Here is an 18009-nt window from a genome sequence, read left to right as displayed (position 1 = left end):
ACTTATAATATGTTTTGTTTCATTTAAAGTCAATTCTGTTTTGCTTAATTTTTCCTTTGTCACCAAACTGTCGGAAGTAAATAATACTTGCATATTTCGACAAAAGTTCATATAATAAGTTCATAAGAACCTTTAAAATGTTCTTAAAAGCAAATCTATCATTCTGAATTTACTAGAAAGATAGATTTCACATATATCTATATAAAAGGAGAATGGATATAATATGTTGAAAAAACTTGTAGCAGTAATGACAGCATTCATGGTTATCTTTGGGGCTAGCAGCTTTATGTTCGTAGATCATGCGGCAGCGAAAAGTTACAAATCTGGTAAAAAATCATTTACACCAAGTTCAGGTCAAAATTCAAAAGTTGATTTAAACAAAAAAGACTCAAATGTAAATTCTCAAAAAACGACTCCAGATTCAAAAACGAAAGCAACAAATACAGCACCAAAAAGTAATAAAGGAAGCTTTATGAAAGGTTTATTACTAGGTGGTCTTGGTGGTTTACTAATGGGTAGCTTATTTGCAAATATGGGAGCTCTTGGTTCTGTATTAGCGTTTATGGTAAATATGTTAGTAATGGCTGGTATCGTAATGTTAGCAGTTCGTGCATTTAAATACTTCAAAGACCAACGTAAGAAGAAGGCAGATGAAGTAGCATGGAAACAATAAAAATTTCTGAACAAGAGCTTATAAATGCGCTTTGTATATATATCGCTGAAAAAAGACAAGTGGGTCCAGAAGAAGTATTAGTTGAACTTATGTATGATGATGACTACGGTTTCTCTGCGGAAGTAGAGGTAAATGGTCGCCAGCAAATTTTAATTCAAGCAAACTTAATCGAAGCTTTACGCTTATTGCTTGACAGAGAATATAATGTCAATCCATTCGCAGCGAGATTGCAACTTGAATTAGATGATGAAGAAGGAATTTATGCATTAGCGAAATTTAATAACTCAGATGAGTAGAGAAAAGAGCTGTTGAGAATAATCTCAGCAGCTCTTTTTAGTATGTGCATATGTAGAAGAATAATCACGCCAAATTTCATTCATTTTTCGTCTACCGATATCTACCATCGGATTAAACTGAATTGCAGCTTTCTGACGAACAAAGTGAACGTTTTGCATGGCGTGAGATAATTGTTGGTCGACTATATCACGTTTTTTACTTGCATATTTTGCGATAGATAGACCTGCAACTGTTCCTTGCGCCATCGCAATTTTTCCGCTTTCAATGCCTGTAATATTGCCAGCTACAAATAAACCAGGAAGAGGAGTTTCCATTTTTTCGGAATGGAGAGGAACGTGTCCGCCTAATTCTGAAATGTAATGGAAGGGACAACCGGCTACAGCTGCAAGTTCGGCAAGTGGGTATAATCCCCCAGCAATACAAACAAAATCTGCTTCATATATTTTCTCTGTTCCATTAATAACATTTCCTTTAGAGTCAATATTAGCAACACGTACACCTTCAACTTGATCTGTTCCGATAATTTCAAGAGCTGCTTTCCGAAGGTGAAGTGGCGTTCCGTTTATTTTCATTCCGCTGTTTGGATAGAATGTTAATCCAGCTTTTCGAATCCAATCAAATTTCATAAAGTGGCTACCTATACGCAAAATAGCAGAAGGAGCGAGATGTGCTGCATTTAAAAGAGAGTTTAAAACTTCTTCAGGTTCACCAGCTTTTTGACTTAACTCGCTTTTTTCAGGGAGTATAATATGATCTACTTTAATTCCCGCTAATTGCAATTCACTTAAAATGGCGAAAGACAAAATGTTAGCACCAATAATGATTCCTTTTTTTCCAACTTGCACGCGATGAACATTTGTCATAACTTGAGCTGCTCCAATTGACATCACTCCTGGAAGTGTCCAGCCTGGAAGGGGAATAGCATATTCCGCAGCTCCAGTAGCAAGTAGTACGAAAGGTGCTTCTAACGTACCGATATTAGTATGTACAAACCAATTGTTTTCATCTTTATCTAAATTATAGACCGAAACACCGCACCTGATATGTACTGAAAGTGATTCTGCTTCTTCATGAAGTCGCTTCGATTCTTCTATTCCGTTCCACCATTCTCCAGTAGGCTCTTGATGCAACTGTCCTAACAATCTCCCGCCCGGCTTCATAAATTCATCAATAACGAGCACTTTTAGTCCGAAACGAGCACAAGAGATAGAAGCAGATAATCCCGCTGGTCCTGCACCAATGATAATTACATCACTCATCGTTTTTTCACCATCCCTCTCACGATATTCGGATGCTGTTTCCCGCTTTCAACAACCATGTTTTCTTCTACAACAGTTAAGCATGCACGTACATTTGTTTGATTATTTACTGTCACGCGGCATTCGGAACAGTGCCCGATATTACAATAAATACCTCGCGGTGTCCCGCTATCTTCATGAACTCTTAATGTCCGTATTCCATTTGCTAACAGGGCAGCAGCAATCGTTTCATGTTCATATGCTTCGTATTGATGACCGTTAAATTGAAAGGTAGTACGCTCACTACTTTGTAAAGTACCTAAAATAGGGTGATGTGTAATTCTACTCATTTACTTTCACCTACCGATCCAAAAGTAACTGCACGTATTGGTGGTTGATATTTTAACGGTATTTCATTAAGAGTTACGTCAGGATTCGCATTTTCAATCATTCGATCTATCATCATTCTGCATGTGCGACCACCGCAAAATCCCATGCCAGCACGTGTTCTTAGTTTTAATTCTCTTGCCGAGCAGTTATATTCAGCAATTGTCGATTGAAGTTGCCCATATGTAACCTCTTCACAACGACAAACGATTAAGTTGTTTTTATTTGTCATGTGTATTCCTCCTCTAGTTCGATTTTCACAAATTATATATGCAAAAATCATGCCAATATAGAGAGGAGATGGCTACCTGTAAACGCCTGATTGGTGCATAATGATTCTTTATTGAAGTCCAAGTTTCTTTAAACGGTTATATAAAGTAGCCCTTGTTACGCCAAGTTGTTTTGCGCATTCTAATTTATTCCCATTTAAAATTCGTAAAGCCCTTTCAATAACTTTTTTCTCATGCTCATCCATCTCTTCTTGTAAAGAAAGGATTGTATTATTGTTGCTGAGTAATAGGGAATGAGATGTATGGTTGTCTAAAGTTTCAGTCGTATGAAATGGTAGATATTCTTGTTTTATAATTCCGTCTGTTGCGAATACCACAAGCCGTTCAACAACGTTTCGAAGTTCGCGAATATTACCTGGCCAATTGTAATGAAGCAGTTCATGCATAATGCTTGAAGGTAGGTCACGAATTGGTCGGTTATAGTTGATTGAAAAATCATTTAAGAAAGAATAAGTTAATTCAATAATATCCTCGCGTCTTTCGCGCAGCGGTGGAATATGCAAGCTAACTACATTTAAGCGGTAATATAAATCTTCTCGGAAAGTTCCTTTTCTCATTTCTTCTTGTAAATCACGATTTGTAGCAGCGATAATGCGGAAATCAATATTAATTTCTTTTTCACCACCAACTCGGTAATACTTTCGCTCTTGCAGTACACGTAACAGTTTTACTTGCATATCAAGTGGCATTTCACCTATTTCATCAAGAAATAAAGTACCGCCTTGCGCGAGTTCAATTTTCCCTTTTTTTCCTTTACTATTTGCTCCAGAAAACGCCCCACGCTCGTAACCGAATAATTCACTTTCAAATAACGCTTCTGGAATTGCCCCGCAGTTAATCGAAATGAAAGGCGCCTTCGCTGCCTCACTTGCTTCATGAATTGCTTTCGCAAATACTTCTTTTCCAACTCCGCTTTCCCCAAGTATTAAAACAGTTGATTTTACCGAACAAACTTTTCTAGCTAATTGTATCGTTCTTTGTATAACAGGACTTTTCCCATTCATCGCAAGGAATGGATCGGATTCATCTTTATACTTTGCCACTTCTTGTTCTAAACGGTGCATTTCATGTGACATATTAAATAGTTTTTCATTTAAAGCGACTTGATTTGTAACATCTGTTTCTGAAACGACTGCTCCTATAATTTCATCATTACAATAAACTGGATTTGAATTAATTAATACGAATAAATCGGGACGAGGCTGATGGAACTGAGCGACTATGCTTTTTCCATCATGTAAAGATTGTAAAATTTCCAAGTCTTTATAATCAAAAAAACGAGTAATCGGTTGCCCAATAATCTCATTATGGTTGACTGAAAATATTTTTTCAGCGCCATCTGTCCAAGTTCGAACGTATTCTTTACTATCAATGACTGTAACAGAAGAGTCAGTTGTTTGTATTACAGTGTCATAAAATGACTGTAGTTCATTGTAGGACTTATAAAGAAATGGAATCATTTGCTGAGAAGTTATACAGCATAGCGGCTCATCGTTTTCGTTAAGGATGATAACAGCTAATTCATAAGAAAAAGCGTCAATTAATGCAGTGAATGAGTCATCTACATAAATAATTGCGCAATTATATTCTTCTGTAGTAGAAGGGAGATAATAAAACCTTTCGTTTATTTTCTTAATGCGATCAAGGCTACATGTATGATTGATTAAAGCGCTTTCCAAAAATTCTTGTATAGTCGGAAATGAAAATGCCATAATGTCCTCCTGTTATGTATAAAAATTTTGACAGTGATAAAAAAATAATACACCTATTTACTATAAATTTAAAATATTTTTACAAATAAAAATATTTTTTATAAAAATTGTATATGTACAGAATTGGCACGTCAATTGCATAAAAGAAAGTGAGAGGTTTAGGGAAAGGAGGAGTATAGTGTGAGGCACTGCGACGTTTTAATTATAGGTGGTGGAATAATAGGGTGTTCTATCGCTTATTACACTTCAAAATACGGAAGAGACGTAACAATCATTGAAAAAGGAGAATTTGTCAGCGGGACGTCTTCACGGTGTGATGGGAATATTTTGGCCATTGATAAAGACCCAGGGTTTGATAGTCAAATGTCTTTAGTAAGTCAAAAATTAGTAACTGATTTAAGTGAAGAATTAGAGCATTCATTTGAATATAGGGCACCAGGAAGTATTCTCGTATGTGAGTCAGACGAAGAGATGGAAGCTGCGCAGCAATGGGTAAATCGGCAAAAAGAAGCTGGATTACCGTTTCGAATGCTTGATAGGCAAGATATAAGAGAAGAGTCGCCTTTTTTTGCTGATGATTTATTAGGCGGTTTAGAATGTGCGACGGATTCAACTGTGAATCCATATCTCCTTGCATTCTCGCTTCTGTCAGAGGCACAAAAGTTTGGCGCAAAAGCTTTTAAACAGACCGAAGTAAAGAGTATAAACATAGATACGAATGGTTCATTTGTTGTAGAAACTACGAATGGAACTTTTACAGCACAACAAGTTGTAAATGCAGCGGGTGTGTGGGCTCCTAAGATTGGTCAGATGTTAAATGTAAATATACCAATTGAACCGAGAAAAGGGCATATTATTGTAGCATCAAGACAACAACACGTAGGGTGCCGTAAAGTAATGGAATTCGGTTATTTAATTTCTAAATTTGGCGGAAAACGAAAAGTAGATGCTTTAACTGAAAAATACGGGGTTGCGCTCGTATTTGAGCCTACTGAAAGTCAAAATTTCTTAATTGGAAGTAGCCGTGAATTTGTAGGGTTTCATACGAGAATAAACAATGAAGTCATTAAATGTATTGCAAATAGAGCGATTCGCTTTTATCCGAAAATGGCAGATATGATGGTAATTCGTTCTTACGCTGGTTTACGTCCGTGGACAGAAGATCATTTACCGATTATTTCACGAGTGGAACATATTCCAAATTATTTCATTGCCGCTGGGCATGAAGGGGATGGGATTAGTCTTGCAGCAGTTACTGGGAAAGTAATTGAAGAGTTATTAAATGAAAAAGAGACAATTATTCCTATTGAACCACTTCGTTTGAGTCGTTTTACAGAAAGGGTGTTAAACGGATGAAGTCACAAAGAGTCTTTACGACAATTGATACACATACGGGTGGGAATCCAACGAGGACATTAATTAGTGGACTTCCAAAGTTGATTGGAGAGACGATGGCAGAGAAGATGTTACATATGAAAAAGGAGTATGATTGGATTCGAAAATTGTTAATGAATGAACCGCGTGGTCATGATGTAATGTCAGGGGCATTATTAACAGACCCGTGTCATCCTGAGGCTGATATAGGTGTTATATACATAGAGACAGGTGGATATTTACCGATGTGTGGTCACGATACAATCGGTGTATGTACAGCGTTAGTTGAATCAGGTTTAATTCCGGTAGTTGAACCAATTACTTCTTTAAAACTAGATACACCGGCTGGCTTAGTTGAAGTAGATATTGCTGTTCAAGATGGAAAAGCAAAAGAAGTATCTTTCTGTAACATACCAGCTTTTTTATTAAAAAATATTACTGTACAAGTGAAAGACATTGGAACTATAGAAGCTGATATTGCGTATGGAGGGAATTTTTATGCCATTATTGATGCGAAATCAGTAGATCTAGAATTAGTACCAGAAAATGCATCTACAATCATCGATAAGGCGATTCATATAAGAAACACAATTAATGAGAAGTTTGAAATCACTCATCCAGAGTATTCGTTTATAAGAGGATTAACACATGTTGAATTTTATACAGATCCTACTCATGCATGTGCGCATGTGAAAAATACAGTTGTTGTACCACCAGGCGGAATAGATCGATCTCCATGCGGTACAGGAACATCTGCGAAGCTAGCTGTATTATACGCTCAGAAAGAAATCGAAATTGGTGAAGAGTTCATTCATGAGAGTATCGTTGGTTCTTTATTTAAAGGATATGTCATGAATACGACACATGTTGAAAATATTGAAGCTGTCATAACGAAAATTACGGGATCAGCTTGGCTTATGGGTATGCATAGATTTTTTTACAATGAAATGGATCCACTTAAAGAAGGATTTTTGCTAATTCCGCCGATGGAACATGAAACGGAGGATATAAAATGAACATTCAAAAAATGTATACAGCAGTAGACGTACATGTAAATGGCGAGGCATTTCGTGTAATGAAAGACGTACCATGCAAATACTACTACAGTTTGGAGCAATTAAATGAACAATTTTCAGGTGAATTAGCAGAAGAGATGAAGCTTTTATTAAATGAACCACGTGGTTTTATCGGTTTGAATGGGTGTATTGTCGTTCCATCTATCCATAATGAAGTGGATGCAGCTGTATTATTTTTTAATCATGAAGGTTCGATTCCGCTTCATTATGGAGGCATTGTTGCAGTAATAACGATGTTACTCGAAAGTGGGTATTTAAAAAAGAGAGAGTCCAATCAATACAAAATTGAAACGTTATCTGGAATATTTTTAGTTCATGCGTATGTAGAGAATGATGAAGTTATATCGGTTTCGTTTGAAAGCAAACTATGCTATTTGATTGAGGAAAATTTACAGGTTGGTAATGTAAGTTATTCTCTCATACAAGCAGATAAAGTATATGCAGTTGTAGAAAAAGGTGCGTATTCGCCAGAAATTCGTGTTGAAAACATTTCAGAATTGAAAAGATGGGGAGAAGCTACACTGCAGGCTATACAAAAACAGTCGCTAATAAAAAGGCTTATTTTAGTAGATCCTTCGCAAAAAGAAAAGAACCATATAAAGTCGATTACATTTCATGAAGATAACTTTATCGTACGTTCGCCAGGTTTTGTTTCTACTATCGTTTCCTATGTTCATGCGTTATTTAAAAATGATTATATGGCGGATAAACCTTTTAAAAATGAAAGTATATTTAATAGTTTTATAACTGTGGAAAAAGTGAAGAAGGAGGAACTAGGATACATTTTCCGTTTTGAAAGTAGAGGATTTATTACAGGAATGCAGACGTTTCTATTAGACCCTACGGATCCATTTCCGGCAGGTTTCTTATTAAAATAAAATGTGATAAGGAGAGATAAATATGCAAAAAATTAAAGGGGCATTTCCAGTATTAATAACACCGATGGATGAATTTCAGGAAATTAATTGGGATGGGGTAAAACAAAATGTAAATTACTTTATCGAACAAAAGGTTGCAGGTGTCATCATTAATGGAAGTACAGGAGAGTTTGTAAGTTTATCAAAAGAAGAACGATTTAAAATGGTAGAGACCGTGTTGAAAGAAATTGATGGCCGTATTCCAGTCATTGTTGGAACTGCAGCAGAGACGACGAAAGAAACAATTGAATATACGAAACATGCAGAAGCGCACGGAGCGGATTGTGCATTAATTATAAACTCTTACTATTGTAAACCGAAGGAAGAGGAGATTTATTTTCATTTTAAAGAAATCTCAAATTCTGTAAATATACCAATTATGCTATACAATAACCCATTTACTTCTGGTGTTGATATGAGTACAAAGCTAATGCTCCGTATTGGAAAAGAGTGTGAAAATGTTACACATATTAAAGAATCTAGCGGAGATATTCGAAAAGCGAGAGATTTAGTAAGACAAAGTGAAGGGGCTTTCCAAGTCTTCTGTGGTTCTGAAGATTTAGTTATGGAATCATATTTAGTTGGTGCTTCGGGATGGGTTTCAGTAGCAGGAAATATCGTTCCCGGTCTCGTTACAAAAATGTATGAGCATTTTCAAAATGATGAATTAGAAAAGGCGTGGGAAATAAACGATGCTATTTTACCACTTTGCGAGTTTCTTGAAGGATCAGGGAAATATGTTCAAATCGTTAAACGTTCCATGGAATTACATGGGCAAGCGGGAGGACCTTCTCGCTATCCAAGACTAGGATTAACTGTTGACGAAGATCAAAAGCTTCAAACGATTTTATCAAATATTGCAGCTCATGTAGCTGTTTAAATAAGGAGGAGAACATAATGTTAAAGACAAATATTGAGCTGAAACCAAAAGTGGAAGCGTTTTTAAATGAAGAAATTAAAATGTTTATTAATGGCGAATTTGTTGCTGCTATTGGGGGAAAGACGTTTGAAACGTATAATCCAGCTACAGAAGATGTTCTAGCTGTCGTATGTGAAGCGCAAGAAGAGGATATTGATGCTGCAGTAAAAGCGGCAAGATCTGCATTTGAATCCGGTCCGTGGGCAGAAATGACTACTGCTGAAAGAGCGCATCTTATTTATAAATTAGCAGATTTAATTGAAGAACATAGAGAAGAATTAGCGCAACTAGAAGCTTTAGATAATGGAAAGCCATATCAAGTAGCACTTGATGATGATATTTCAGCAACTGTAGAAAATTATCGTTATTACGCAGGATGGGCTACAAAAATTATTGGGCAAACAATCCCAATTTCAAAAGATTACTTAAATTACACGAGACATGAACCTGTAGGTGTTGTAGGTCAGATTATTCCGTGGAATTTTCCGCTCGTTATGTCTTCTTGGAAAATGGGAGCTGCACTGGCGACAGGTTGTACGATCGTATTAAAGCCAGCAGAGCAAACGCCTTTATCTTTACTATATACAGCAAAACTTTTTAAAGAGGCTGGATTTCCAAACGGTGTTGTAAACTTTGTACCAGGCTTTGGTCCTGAAGCAGGAGCAGCAATTGTAAATCATCATGACATTGATAAAGTTGCTTTTACAGGATCTACTGTTACAGGAAAGTATATTATGCGTCAGTCTGCAGAAATGATTAAGCATGTAACGTTAGAGCTTGGCGGCAAATCACCAAATATCATTTTAGAAGATGCGGACTTGGAAGAAGCAATTAATGGTGCATTCCAAGGTATTATGTATAATCACGGTCAAAATTGTAGCGCAGGATCACGTGTATTTGTTCATCGTAAACATTATGAAACTGTAGTAGATGCACTTGTGAAAATGGCGAACAACGTAAAACTTGGAGCAGGTATGGAGAAAGGAACGGAAATGGGTCCACTCGTATCTAAGAAACAACAAGAGCGTGTGTTACATTACATTGAGCAAGGGAAGAAAGAAGGCGCTACAGTTGCGGCTGGTGGTGAACGTGCACTTGAAAAGGGTTATTTCGTTAAGCCAACTGTATTCACAGATGTTACAGACGATATGACAATCGTTAAGGAAGAAATATTTGGACCAGTTGTTGTTGTTCTGCCATTTGATTCGACAGAAGAAGTAATTGAAAGAGCGAACAACTCATCCTATGGCCTTGCTGCGGGTGTATGGACGCAAAATATCAAAACGGGTCATCAAGTGGCAAATAAATTAAAAGCAGGAACAGTGTGGATCAATGATTATAACTTAGAAAATGCAGCTGCACCATTTGGTGGATACAAACAATCTGGTATTGGCCGCGAATTAGGTTCATATGCGCTTGATAATTATACAGAAGTGAAAAGTGTTTGGGTAAATATAAAGTAATAGGGTGTTTTACTGACAAAAATTGAGGGATGAAATAATGAAAGATGCGGACAACTAGAAAGTTTGATAATAGTTGTCCGTTTTCTTATATACAAAATTGCTTTTCCAAAGAATGATAAGGGGGATTTGGATGGAGAATTTAGTAGAATGGTTAGTAGGGCAAGTGTGGAGTATCGGTTTAGTTGTTTTTGCATTAGGGGCAGGCGTATATTTCACGATTGCAACACGTTTTTTGCAAATTCGTTATTTTAAAGAGATGATTAAACTATTATTTGAAGGAAAGAGTTCCGAGACGGGAATATCATCTTTTCAGGCATTTTGTTTAGCCTTATCAGGAAGAGTGGGAATTGGTAATATTGCAGGGGTAGCGACAGCGATCGCTTTCGGCGGGCCTGGAGCTGTATTTTGGATGTGGGTAATGGCTTTGTTAGGGGCAGCGAGTGCGTTTGTTGAATCAACATTATCTCAAGTATACAAAAGTAAAGTAGGGAATGAATATCGCGGCGGTACTCCATATTTCATTGAGAAAGGTTTAAAAATGAAATGGTTTGCAGTCATTGTAGCGGTAGTTGTAACACTTTCATATGGCATGTTGTTACCAGGTATTCAATCTAGTAGTATCGCAGTTGGATTCGAAAACTCTAATGGTATTAACAAATATATAACTGGTATATTTTTAGTCGTGTTACTAGCGGCAATTATTTTTGGTGGTGTAAAGAGAATTGCTGGCGTTTCTCAAATGCTTGTGCCATTTATGGCAATTGGTTATGTAATTGTTACATGTATCATATTAATTGCGAATGTAACGGAGATTCCAAGTATGTTTGCTTTAATTCTCTCTAGCGCATTTGGTGTAAATGAAATGTTTGGTGGAATTGTTGGTGCAGCTATTGCATGGGGTGTAAAACGCGCTGTATTTTCAAACGTTGCTGGTGTCGGAGAAGCGACGTATAGTTCGGCTGCTGCTGAAGTATCGCATCCTGCAAAACAAGGGTTAGTTCAAGCATTTTCCGTATATATCGATACAATTGTCGTATGTACAGCGACAGCTCTTATGATATTAATTACAGGTATGTATAATGTTATACCTGAAGGGAAAAGCGCTATTGTAAAAAACATAGGAAATGTGGAAGCAGGTCCAATTTATACGCAACAAGCAGTTGAAACTGTGATGACAGGGTTTGGTCCAATATTTATTTCAATTGCAATTTTCTTTTTTGCATTTACAACGTTACTCGCTTATTACTATATCGCTGAAACGACACTTACTTATTTAGATCGTCAATTGAAGTATGGCTGGTTAAAACCAGTTTTAAAATTTGGATTTTTAATTATGGTTTACATTGGTAGTGTTGAATCAGCGTCGCTTTTATGGAATCTTGGAGATTTAGGAATTGGTAGTATGGCATGGTTAAACTTAATCGCAATCTTACTTTTAAGTAAAACCGCATTAAAAGTGTTAAAAGACTATGAAAGGCAGAAAAAAGAAGGGAAAGATCCAGTATTTAATCCTAAAAATGTGGGGATTGAAGGATTAACATTTTGGGAAGAAAGAAGTAAAGAGGTTGAAAGAAAAAGTTCTAGAGAAAAAGTTATTGTAGATGATAATTTAAAATTATAACGTAAATTAACTGAAAATTCTTAATTTAAAAGAAGGTATATTGCCTCCATTTCATCACATACTACAATAGGTATGGATAATATGACTGGAGGGAATAAGATGGAACATGAGCAACATAGTTCGATAAATGATATTCTACATCATTATAAAGAAGGTATAGGTAGTTTTACAAATCAAATTCCTGAAATCGCTGAGACATATAATGCGTTCACGCAAGCTTGTTTTCAAGAGGGTGCTTTAACAAAAAGAGAAAAGCAACTTATTGCATTAGGAATTAGTTTAGCAACGCAAGATGAGTATTGTACAATTTATCATACAAAAGGTTGTCTTGATCAAGGATGTTCAGATAAAGAGATTCTGGAAGCATGTGGTGTTTCAGCAGCATTTGCTGGCGGAGCTGCGATGAGTCAAGCGGTAACTTTAGTGCAAGAGTGTTTAACAGAACTGAAAAATCAAAAGCATTGAATAAAAAACGTTTTAAACTTTATGTTTAAAACGTTTTTTATTTGAAATTAAATTTGTATTCAATTTAATATTCTATATCTTCATAAATAGATTTTTCTACATCAGGAAGAACTGTGTATATACTCTTACCGATTAAAGCTTCTAATTCTTTCTTAATCGCATAAAACCCTTTCCAATGTAAAGATGTATGAGATGTTGTACCATGACGCAAACCAACAGAAATTAATCTTCTTTCCAGCGTAGTAAAGCCACCCGCATCAGCAAGAGCGTCACAAAGAGTAATTACTTTATTGTATAAGTCGTAGTTACAATGTTCATTTAATATTGCAACTAACCGGCTTCTCATATGGTCAGGAACGAGACTCCATTCCGCTGCGATATCTATATGTTCATTTTTGCATGGGAATGAGTGTGTCACACAAATAACAGCGTTTCCTGTATACCCTAAATCATTCATATACATATAACCATCATAGGAATGAATGACTGATTTGGTAAAACCTTTGTATCTTCCGATATCATGCAAAAGGGCAGCGTTATATGCTATGTCAGCATCTAGGTTATACCCATTTTTAATAAGTTCTATAATTATGTTTTCAGTTGCATGAGCAACATGTAGTGAATGTTCAAACCAAGGGCCTGGGTTTTGTTCATATGCCCATTCGAGTAATTCTTTTGCGTACGTTCTATCTAATATATATTTCATATCGTTATCCTTTCACAAAAAATCATATCTTTCTATAAATTCATCTTATTATTTCATTATTCCTTCTTTAAAAATTGTTACAATGAAACAAAAGGGGGAAAAGTAATGCGAAATTTAGTAATTGAAGAAATAAAGCAACTAGAAAATGATATGGAAGAACTTTCGAAACTTTTGAAAATGGTTGTAAATGATGGGGCATCAATTGGTTTTTTGCCTCCACTGGAACAAAAAGACGCAACAAAGTATTGGCAAACAGTATTAGCGCCAGAAGTGATATTGTATGTGGCTAGAATAAACAACGAAGTAGCAGGGAGTATTCAATTACAATTAGTTACTAAGCCTAACGGAATTCATAGAGCCGAGATTTGCAAATTAATGACTCATCCAAACTTTAGACGTAACGGTATTGGACGATCGCTTATGCAAAAAGCAGAGGAACGAGCAAAGCAAGAAAACAGGTCTCTTTTAGTATTAGATACTAGAGAAGGAGATCCTTCCAATAAACTGTACAAATCACTAGACTACCAAGAAGTTGGAACAATACCAGGGTATGCAATTTCTCCGAATGGTAAGTTAGATGCTACGGTTATTTATTATAAAAACATTTAAGGTATAATCAAACGGGGAGAGTGCTTAATTATTAGTAAGTGAATAATAAACGACTATTTTTAACACCGTCTATATTTTTCTGGCGGTGTTAAAATAGTTAATTATAATCTAATTAACGCACTAAATGAATTTGAGAAATTTTTTAGAGGGTTCTTTTAGTAATGATTCTCGTCTTATAATAAATGTAGAGAAGATGACTAGCCAACTATAGTTATTTTCGCTTTATTATCGGAAGGGGATGAAAGTATGAAAAAGAATAGTTTACAAAAGATGAAGAAAGTTATTTTAAGTGGTGGAGTATTACTTACGGGATTATTAACATTTGGATTTTCAGAAAAGGCTTCAGCTCATGGATATGTAGAATCACCAGCGAGCCGATCTTATTTATGTAAGCAAGGGGTAAATGTAAATTGTGGACCGATTCAATATGAACCACAAAGCGTAGAAGGGATAGGTGGATTTCCGCAACTAGGACCTTCTGATGGACAAATTGCAGGGGCTGGTCATTTTCCCGCTTTAGATGTTCAAACTGTAGATAGGTGGAAGAAAGTTACGTTAAATGGCGGGACGAATACATTCAAGTGGAAACTAACGGCTCCTCATAGTACAAAAGAGTGGAAATATTATATTACGAAAAAAGGTTGGAATCCAAATAAACCTTTAACGCGATCAGATTTAGATTTAGTGCCATTCTATGTGAAAAATGACGGTGGAGCTAGACCAGGGACAACAGTAACGCACGAAGCAAATGTACCAACTGACCGTAGTGGATACCATCTTATTTTAGCTGTTTGGGAAATTGCAGACACTGGAAATGCGTTTTATCAAGTTATAGATGTAAACCTTTTGAATAATGGCTTATCCTCAAATTTCGCTTTTAACAATGTAGTGCAAGCTCCTACACTATTTTAATTGAAACATACATTTCGATCATCTAATTCATTTTAGATGATTTTTTTTATGAAAATGATGAAAAATATAGAAGAAAGTGCAATTATTTATAAAAAAATATGCTTTAAATATTGTCATATTTGCTTCTTTAAGATATCCTTTTCATGAAGAGGTGGAAAACATGGAAAAAGTACTAGTTTTCGGGCATAAAAACCCAGATACAGATGCAATTTGTTCTGCAATTGCTTATGCAGAATTGAAAAAAGAATTAGGAATGAATGCTGAGCCTGTACGTTTAGGCGAAATCAGCGGTGAAACTCAATTTGCGTTAGACTATTTTAAAGTAGAAGGACCGCGTTTTGTTGAGACAGTAGCAAGCGAAGTGGACAACGTTATTTTAGTTGACCATAACGAGCGTCAACAAAGTGCTAACGATATCGAATCAGTTCGTGTGTTAGAAGTTATTGACCATCACCGTATTGCTAACTTTGAAACAAGCGATCCTATATACTATCGTTGTGAGCCAGTTGGCTGTACAGCTACAATCTTAAACAAAATGTACAAAGAAAATGGCGTAACAATTCGTAAAGAAGTTGCAGGTTTAATGTTATCTGCAATCATTTCAGATTCTTTACTATTCAAATCTCCAACTTGCACAGAACAAGACGTAGCAGCTGCTCGTGAATTAGCGCAAATCGCTGGTGTAGATGCAGATAACTACGGCTTAGAAATGTTAAAAGCTGGTGCTGACTTAAGCGGAAAAACAATGGAGCAATTAATCTCTCTTGACGCTAAAGAATTCCAAATGGGTAATGCGAAAGTTGAAATCGCACAAGTAAACGCTGTTGATACAAACGACGTTCTTGTACACCAAGCGGAACTTGAAAAAGTAATCTCTGCAGTAGTAGAAGAAAAAGGTTTAGACCTATTCTTATTCGTTGTAACTGATATCTTAACTAATGATTCTGTCGGTCTTGCGATCGGTAAAGCAGCAAACGTTGTTGAGAAAGCATACAACGTATCACTAGAAAACAACACAGCTACTTTAAAAGGTGTTGTATCTCGTAAAAAACAAATCGTACCAGTATTAACAGAAGCATTCCAAGCTTAATCGTATTGCGTACAGATGAACAGTTAGGACAAGTAGTCAGATTGGCTACTTGTCCTTTTTTATCTCTAAAAAACAGAAAATTAAAAACGGGAGGATTGTGTATGTTTAATGATTTGGAGAGTAAATTACAGTCACTTTTAGAACGAAATATTACGTCGGTTTCAGAATTAGAGAGCTGGATTTCGGTGGAACTGCGTTTAAACGCTGAAATACAGATGTTGCGTTTGATTTTTTAGAAGAAAGGATATAAAGTACTGCAAGGGTTATTCTAAATTTGATTAACGAATTAAAATAAGGATAGCGTTAGCTATCCCTATAATCGTTTATTCGTAAGATTTTTTCTTGTTTATATAAAATGTAATTATAGCAGTAATGAAGAAAATAGGTATCGCATACACTTGCCCAACAAATAACTTCCAGCCAACATAATTATAGTCTTCAGATGCTGGGATGATAACGGAAATAACGCAAACAATAAAATAGACTAATAGTGCAGGGATAATATTTTTCATTTTTATGAACCTCCTTTTTCGTTTTATTTATACATCAATATATTATAATTTGTTTTCGTTATTTTGAAGAAAAAATGCAAAAATTTTTATGTTATTATAATATTTGCAATGAGAGTAATCTATAGTACGTATATGGTAAAATGTGTAATTTTAACTTTCAGAATTATTATATAGTATTTCGAGAGAAAAATGTACAAAATAACGAATTTTATTTACCAAAGTAAAGGGAGTAGAAATATGTATGAAAAGGCTATGTATAATTCCATGTGGAAAAAAGAAAATTTGGGATAAACATTCAGACTACGGACCGATGGAAGCAAAAGATGTATATATTAGTCCGTTCGGAAAAGCATGTCAGGCGTACGCAACTATGTTTTTCGAAAACTGGGTTATATTATCAGCGAAACATGGATTTTTAAGACCAAATGATATTGTATTAGAAAACTATGATCTTGCATTTGATTCAAAAAGCGATGAGGTAATAAGTATAGAGCAATTACAAAAACAGATGGTAGATAAAAGTTTACTACAGTTTGACGAAATCGTCTTACTAGCTGGGAAGAAGCATAAAAAAGTAGTGACAAAGTTATATCCAGAAGAAATGATTACATATCCGCTAGAGGGGTGTAAAGGAATTGGGTATATGTTGCAGAGTTTGAAAGAGGCAGTGAAGGAAGGAAAGGAAGTATAGGTGTAGTTTCGGTCACCATGGTCTTAAACTTTATTTAGGGGACTAAAACGTAAAATAGAGTTTTTAAGCATCGCCAAAAAGGTGATGCTTTTTTGTTTGTGTCACCATTCAAGTTAATGCAATTTAGAGAATAAAGAACCTGATTTGTGAAGTGACATCACTTTTTTATATCAAAAACGAATTGCCGTCACTTTTAGAAAATGTAGGACATATGGGTACAGTTGAGGTTATAAGTAGGAATAGCAATAAGACAAGTTTTGAATATGATATTAAGAAAGGAGATGTTGATAAATAATGGCCAGATATAGCTTGCACGGAGGACACAATAGTATTGTTCAAGGTGCTAATTTTGGGAATCGGAAAGAACACGTTCTAGATAGGCAAGTTAAAGATGCTGTGGCGACTAAGTTAAGATCCCTAGGACACACGGTTTATGACGATACGGACGAGGTAGGGACAACTCAATCACAAAATTTAAATAATATCATTCGGAATAGCAATTCCCATGCTGTGGATTTAGTTATTTCTTTTCATCTTAACGCAAGTGATGGAAATGGACAGGGTGTTGAGGTTTTGTATTATGATCAGAAAGATTTGGCGGCTAAAATCTCAGCTCAACTAGCAAAAGATATTGGATGGCGTAATCGAGGTGCGAAACAACGTACAGATTTAGCAGTATTAAATGGAACGAAGGCACCGGCTATTCTTATTGAATTAGGATTTATTGATAATGAATCCGACATGGCAAAATGGAATGTTGATAAAATCGCTAATTCTATTGTATTTGCTCTTACAGGACAAACTGGAGGAGGTGCAGCGGATTTGCTCAAAGTAAAAACTGGTGGTGTAGCATTTAGTAATTTACAAGCTTTGGCTCAAGCTATGGTAGATGCGGGTATTGATGGACAAATTGTCGTTCAGAAAGATGGCATTGGTTATGCTATAACGAATGGCTATCCGTCTGGAAATATCGATAAATTTACAGCTTGGTTAGATGCACGAAAATGGTACTATGAGTACGTGAGATAAAATGAAAATTAGTTTGATTAAAAACTAA

Annotated in this window: 21 protein-coding genes; 15 read left to right on the top strand and 6 right to left on the bottom strand. The window is 35.8% G+C overall.

Features of this window, described 5'->3' with window-relative positions:
- The first annotated feature begins 223 nt into the window (after positions 1–223).
- Both ACTFO4_RS15550 and ACTFO4_RS15545 read left to right on the top strand, forming a co-directional pair.
- Positions 224–673, top strand: coding sequence for a hypothetical protein (locus tag ACTFO4_RS15550; protein WP_440013886.1), 450 nt, complete (start codon positions 224–226; stop codon positions 671–673).
- On the top strand, positions 661–969 hold the full coding sequence (locus tag ACTFO4_RS15545) for a YxcD family protein (protein WP_000447747.1): 309 nt from the start codon (positions 661–663) through the stop codon (positions 967–969). Before ACTFO4_RS15550 ends, ACTFO4_RS15545 begins: the two co-directional genes overlap by 13 nt.
- Positions 970–993: 24 nt before the next feature.
- On the opposite strand, the gene ACTFO4_RS15540 is transcribed toward ACTFO4_RS15545, so the two are convergent.
- The 4 genes from ACTFO4_RS15540 to ACTFO4_RS15525 all read right to left on the bottom strand — a co-directional run bounded on the left by ACTFO4_RS15540 (position 994) and on the right by ACTFO4_RS15525 (position 4597).
- A complete protein-coding gene (locus ACTFO4_RS15540; RefSeq protein WP_440013885.1) occupies positions 994–2229 on the bottom strand; it encodes an NAD(P)/FAD-dependent oxidoreductase in 1236 nt (411 codons plus the stop codon).
- Entirely contained in the window at positions 2226–2558 is a 333-nt protein-coding gene (locus ACTFO4_RS15535) for a (2Fe-2S)-binding protein (protein ID WP_000087071.1), read from the bottom strand. Before ACTFO4_RS15535 ends, ACTFO4_RS15540 begins: the two co-directional genes overlap by 4 nt.
- Positions 2555–2827 carry a (2Fe-2S)-binding protein gene (locus tag ACTFO4_RS15530; RefSeq protein WP_017673259.1) on the bottom strand — a complete coding sequence of 91 codons (273 nt, stop codon included), beginning with the start codon at positions 2825–2827 and terminating at the stop codon, positions 2555–2557. Before ACTFO4_RS15530 ends, ACTFO4_RS15535 begins: the two co-directional genes overlap by 4 nt.
- A gap of 108 nt (positions 2828–2935) precedes the next feature.
- Positions 2936–4597: a sigma-54 interaction domain-containing protein gene (locus tag ACTFO4_RS15525; RefSeq protein ID WP_017673260.1), complete on the bottom strand. Its 1662-nt coding sequence runs from the start codon at positions 4595–4597 to the stop codon at positions 2936–2938.
- Between the two features lie 180 nt (positions 4598–4777).
- On the opposite strand from ACTFO4_RS15525, the gene ACTFO4_RS15520 reads away from it, so the two are divergent.
- The 7 genes from ACTFO4_RS15520 to ACTFO4_RS15490 all read left to right on the top strand — a co-directional run bounded on the left by ACTFO4_RS15520 (position 4778) and on the right by ACTFO4_RS15490 (position 12432).
- Positions 4778–5953, top strand: coding sequence for an NAD(P)/FAD-dependent oxidoreductase (locus tag ACTFO4_RS15520; protein ID WP_001215258.1), 1176 nt, complete (start codon positions 4778–4780; stop codon positions 5951–5953).
- Positions 5950–6987, top strand: a complete 1038-nt coding sequence (locus tag ACTFO4_RS15515) for a proline racemase family protein (protein ID WP_017673261.1) — start codon at positions 5950–5952, stop codon at positions 6985–6987. Before ACTFO4_RS15520 ends, ACTFO4_RS15515 begins: the two co-directional genes overlap by 4 nt.
- Positions 6984–7925, top strand: coding sequence for a proline racemase family protein (locus tag ACTFO4_RS15510; RefSeq protein WP_001025560.1), 942 nt, complete (start codon positions 6984–6986; stop codon positions 7923–7925). Before ACTFO4_RS15515 ends, ACTFO4_RS15510 begins: the two co-directional genes overlap by 4 nt.
- A gap of 22 nt (positions 7926–7947) precedes the next feature.
- Positions 7948–8844: a 4-hydroxy-tetrahydrodipicolinate synthase gene (gene dapA / locus ACTFO4_RS15505; protein ID WP_001169455.1), complete on the top strand. Its 897-nt coding sequence runs from the start codon at positions 7948–7950 to the stop codon at positions 8842–8844.
- A gap of 17 nt (positions 8845–8861) precedes the next feature.
- Positions 8862–10346: an aldehyde dehydrogenase family protein gene (locus ACTFO4_RS15500; protein ID WP_000920973.1), complete on the top strand. Its 1485-nt coding sequence runs from the start codon at positions 8862–8864 to the stop codon at positions 10344–10346.
- 130 nt (positions 10347–10476) lie between these two features.
- Positions 10477–11967, top strand: coding sequence for an alanine/glycine:cation symporter family protein (locus ACTFO4_RS15495; protein ID WP_078421236.1), 1491 nt, complete (start codon positions 10477–10479; stop codon positions 11965–11967).
- A gap of 72 nt (positions 11968–12039) precedes the next feature.
- A complete protein-coding gene (locus ACTFO4_RS15490) occupies positions 12040–12432 on the top strand; it encodes a carboxymuconolactone decarboxylase family protein (protein WP_001999958.1) in 393 nt (130 codons plus the stop codon).
- Positions 12433–12496: 64 nt separating this feature from the next.
- On the opposite strand, the gene ACTFO4_RS15485 is transcribed toward ACTFO4_RS15490, so the two are convergent.
- Positions 12497–13138: an HD domain-containing protein gene (locus ACTFO4_RS15485; RefSeq protein ID WP_017673263.1), complete on the bottom strand. Its 642-nt coding sequence runs from the start codon at positions 13136–13138 to the stop codon at positions 12497–12499.
- 105 nt (positions 13139–13243) lie between these two features.
- On the opposite strand from ACTFO4_RS15485, the gene ACTFO4_RS15480 reads away from it, so the two are divergent.
- The 4 genes from ACTFO4_RS15480 (at position 13244) to ACTFO4_RS15465 (ending at position 15985) form a co-directional block, all read left to right on the top strand.
- Positions 13244–13747: an N-acetyltransferase family protein gene (locus ACTFO4_RS15480; protein WP_440013881.1), complete on the top strand. Its 504-nt coding sequence runs from the start codon at positions 13244–13246 to the stop codon at positions 13745–13747.
- A gap of 246 nt (positions 13748–13993) precedes the next feature.
- Positions 13994–14659: a lytic polysaccharide monooxygenase gene (locus tag ACTFO4_RS15475; RefSeq protein WP_000742279.1), complete on the top strand. Its 666-nt coding sequence runs from the start codon at positions 13994–13996 to the stop codon at positions 14657–14659.
- A gap of 160 nt (positions 14660–14819) precedes the next feature.
- Positions 14820–15749, top strand: a complete 930-nt coding sequence (ppaC, locus tag ACTFO4_RS15470) for a manganese-dependent inorganic pyrophosphatase (RefSeq protein ID WP_000416873.1) — start codon at positions 14820–14822, stop codon at positions 15747–15749.
- 101 nt (positions 15750–15850) lie between these two features.
- Complete coding sequence (locus tag ACTFO4_RS15465) at positions 15851–15985, top strand: hypothetical protein (protein WP_000481358.1); 135 nt, start codon at positions 15851–15853, stop codon at positions 15983–15985.
- 87 nt (positions 15986–16072) lie between these two features.
- On the opposite strand, the gene ACTFO4_RS15460 is transcribed toward ACTFO4_RS15465, so the two are convergent.
- A complete protein-coding gene (locus ACTFO4_RS15460; protein WP_000789484.1) occupies positions 16073–16261 on the bottom strand; it encodes a DUF4017 family protein in 189 nt (62 codons plus the stop codon).
- A 241-nt stretch (positions 16262–16502) separates the two neighbouring features.
- Between ACTFO4_RS15460 and ACTFO4_RS15455 the strand changes: the two genes are divergently transcribed.
- Both ACTFO4_RS15455 and ACTFO4_RS15450 read left to right on the top strand, forming a co-directional pair.
- Complete coding sequence (locus tag ACTFO4_RS15455; RefSeq protein ID WP_000824871.1) at positions 16503–16952, top strand: DUF6884 domain-containing protein; 450 nt, start codon at positions 16503–16505, stop codon at positions 16950–16952.
- Positions 16953–17246: 294 nt separating this feature from the next.
- On the top strand, positions 17247–17981 hold the full coding sequence (locus tag ACTFO4_RS15450; protein WP_000135298.1) for an N-acetylmuramoyl-L-alanine amidase: 735 nt from the start codon (positions 17247–17249) through the stop codon (positions 17979–17981).
- The last annotated feature ends 28 nt before the right edge of the window (positions 17982–18009 follow it).

This window comes from Bacillus cereus group sp. MYBKT14-1, from assembly GCF_051915185.1.
Classification (GTDB): Bacteria; Bacillota; Bacilli; order Bacillales; family Bacillaceae_G; genus Bacillus_A; species Bacillus_A cereus.
Note: the sequence above shows the minus strand (reverse complement) of the source record. Positions and strands in the feature narration are given on the sequence as shown.

What these genes read in the sequence shown, in the direction of transcription:
- ACTFO4_RS15465 (WP_000481358.1), top strand. Translation starts at nt 15,851, where the DNA reads ATGTTTAATGATTTGGAGAGTAAATTACAGTCACTTTTAGAACGAAAT.
- ACTFO4_RS15535 (WP_000087071.1), bottom strand. Translation starts at nt 2,558, where the DNA reads ATGAGTAGAATTACACATCACCCTATTTTAGGTACTTTACAAAGTAGT.
- ACTFO4_RS15530 (WP_017673259.1), bottom strand. Translation starts at nt 2,827, where the DNA reads ATGACAAATAAAAACAACTTAATCGTTTGTCGTTGTGAAGAGGTTACA.
- ACTFO4_RS15515 (WP_017673261.1), top strand. Translation starts at nt 5,950, where the DNA reads ATGAAGTCACAAAGAGTCTTTACGACAATTGATACACATACGGGTGGG.
- ACTFO4_RS15485 (WP_017673263.1), bottom strand. Translation starts at nt 13,138, where the DNA reads ATGAAATATATATTAGATAGAACGTACGCAAAAGAATTACTCGAATGG.
- ACTFO4_RS15490 (WP_001999958.1), top strand. Translation starts at nt 12,040, where the DNA reads ATGGATAATATGACTGGAGGGAATAAGATGGAACATGAGCAACATAGT.
- ACTFO4_RS15475 (WP_000742279.1), top strand. Translation starts at nt 13,994, where the DNA reads ATGAAAAAGAATAGTTTACAAAAGATGAAGAAAGTTATTTTAAGTGGT.
- ACTFO4_RS15460 (WP_000789484.1), bottom strand. Translation starts at nt 16,261, where the DNA reads ATGAAAAATATTATCCCTGCACTATTAGTCTATTTTATTGTTTGCGTT.
- ACTFO4_RS15545 (WP_000447747.1), top strand. Translation starts at nt 661, where the DNA reads ATGGAAACAATAAAAATTTCTGAACAAGAGCTTATAAATGCGCTTTGT.
- ACTFO4_RS15450 (WP_000135298.1), top strand. Translation starts at nt 17,247, where the DNA reads ATGGCCAGATATAGCTTGCACGGAGGACACAATAGTATTGTTCAAGGT.
- dapA (WP_001169455.1), top strand. Translation starts at nt 7,948, where the DNA reads ATGCAAAAAATTAAAGGGGCATTTCCAGTATTAATAACACCGATGGAT.
- ACTFO4_RS15540 (WP_440013885.1), bottom strand. Translation starts at nt 2,229, where the DNA reads ATGAGTGATGTAATTATCATTGGTGCAGGACCAGCGGGATTATCTGCT.
- ACTFO4_RS15525 (WP_017673260.1), bottom strand. Translation starts at nt 4,597, where the DNA reads ATGGCATTTTCATTTCCGACTATACAAGAATTTTTGGAAAGCGCTTTA.
- ACTFO4_RS15495 (WP_078421236.1), top strand. Translation starts at nt 10,477, where the DNA reads ATGGAGAATTTAGTAGAATGGTTAGTAGGGCAAGTGTGGAGTATCGGT.
- ACTFO4_RS15500 (WP_000920973.1), top strand. Translation starts at nt 8,862, where the DNA reads ATGTTAAAGACAAATATTGAGCTGAAACCAAAAGTGGAAGCGTTTTTA.
- ACTFO4_RS15550 (WP_440013886.1), top strand. Translation starts at nt 224, where the DNA reads ATGTTGAAAAAACTTGTAGCAGTAATGACAGCATTCATGGTTATCTTT.
- ACTFO4_RS15480 (WP_440013881.1), top strand. Translation starts at nt 13,244, where the DNA reads ATGCGAAATTTAGTAATTGAAGAAATAAAGCAACTAGAAAATGATATG.
- ppaC (WP_000416873.1), top strand. Translation starts at nt 14,820, where the DNA reads ATGGAAAAAGTACTAGTTTTCGGGCATAAAAACCCAGATACAGATGCA.
- ACTFO4_RS15455 (WP_000824871.1), top strand. Translation starts at nt 16,503, where the DNA reads ATGAAAAGGCTATGTATAATTCCATGTGGAAAAAAGAAAATTTGGGAT.
- ACTFO4_RS15510 (WP_001025560.1), top strand. Translation starts at nt 6,984, where the DNA reads ATGAACATTCAAAAAATGTATACAGCAGTAGACGTACATGTAAATGGC.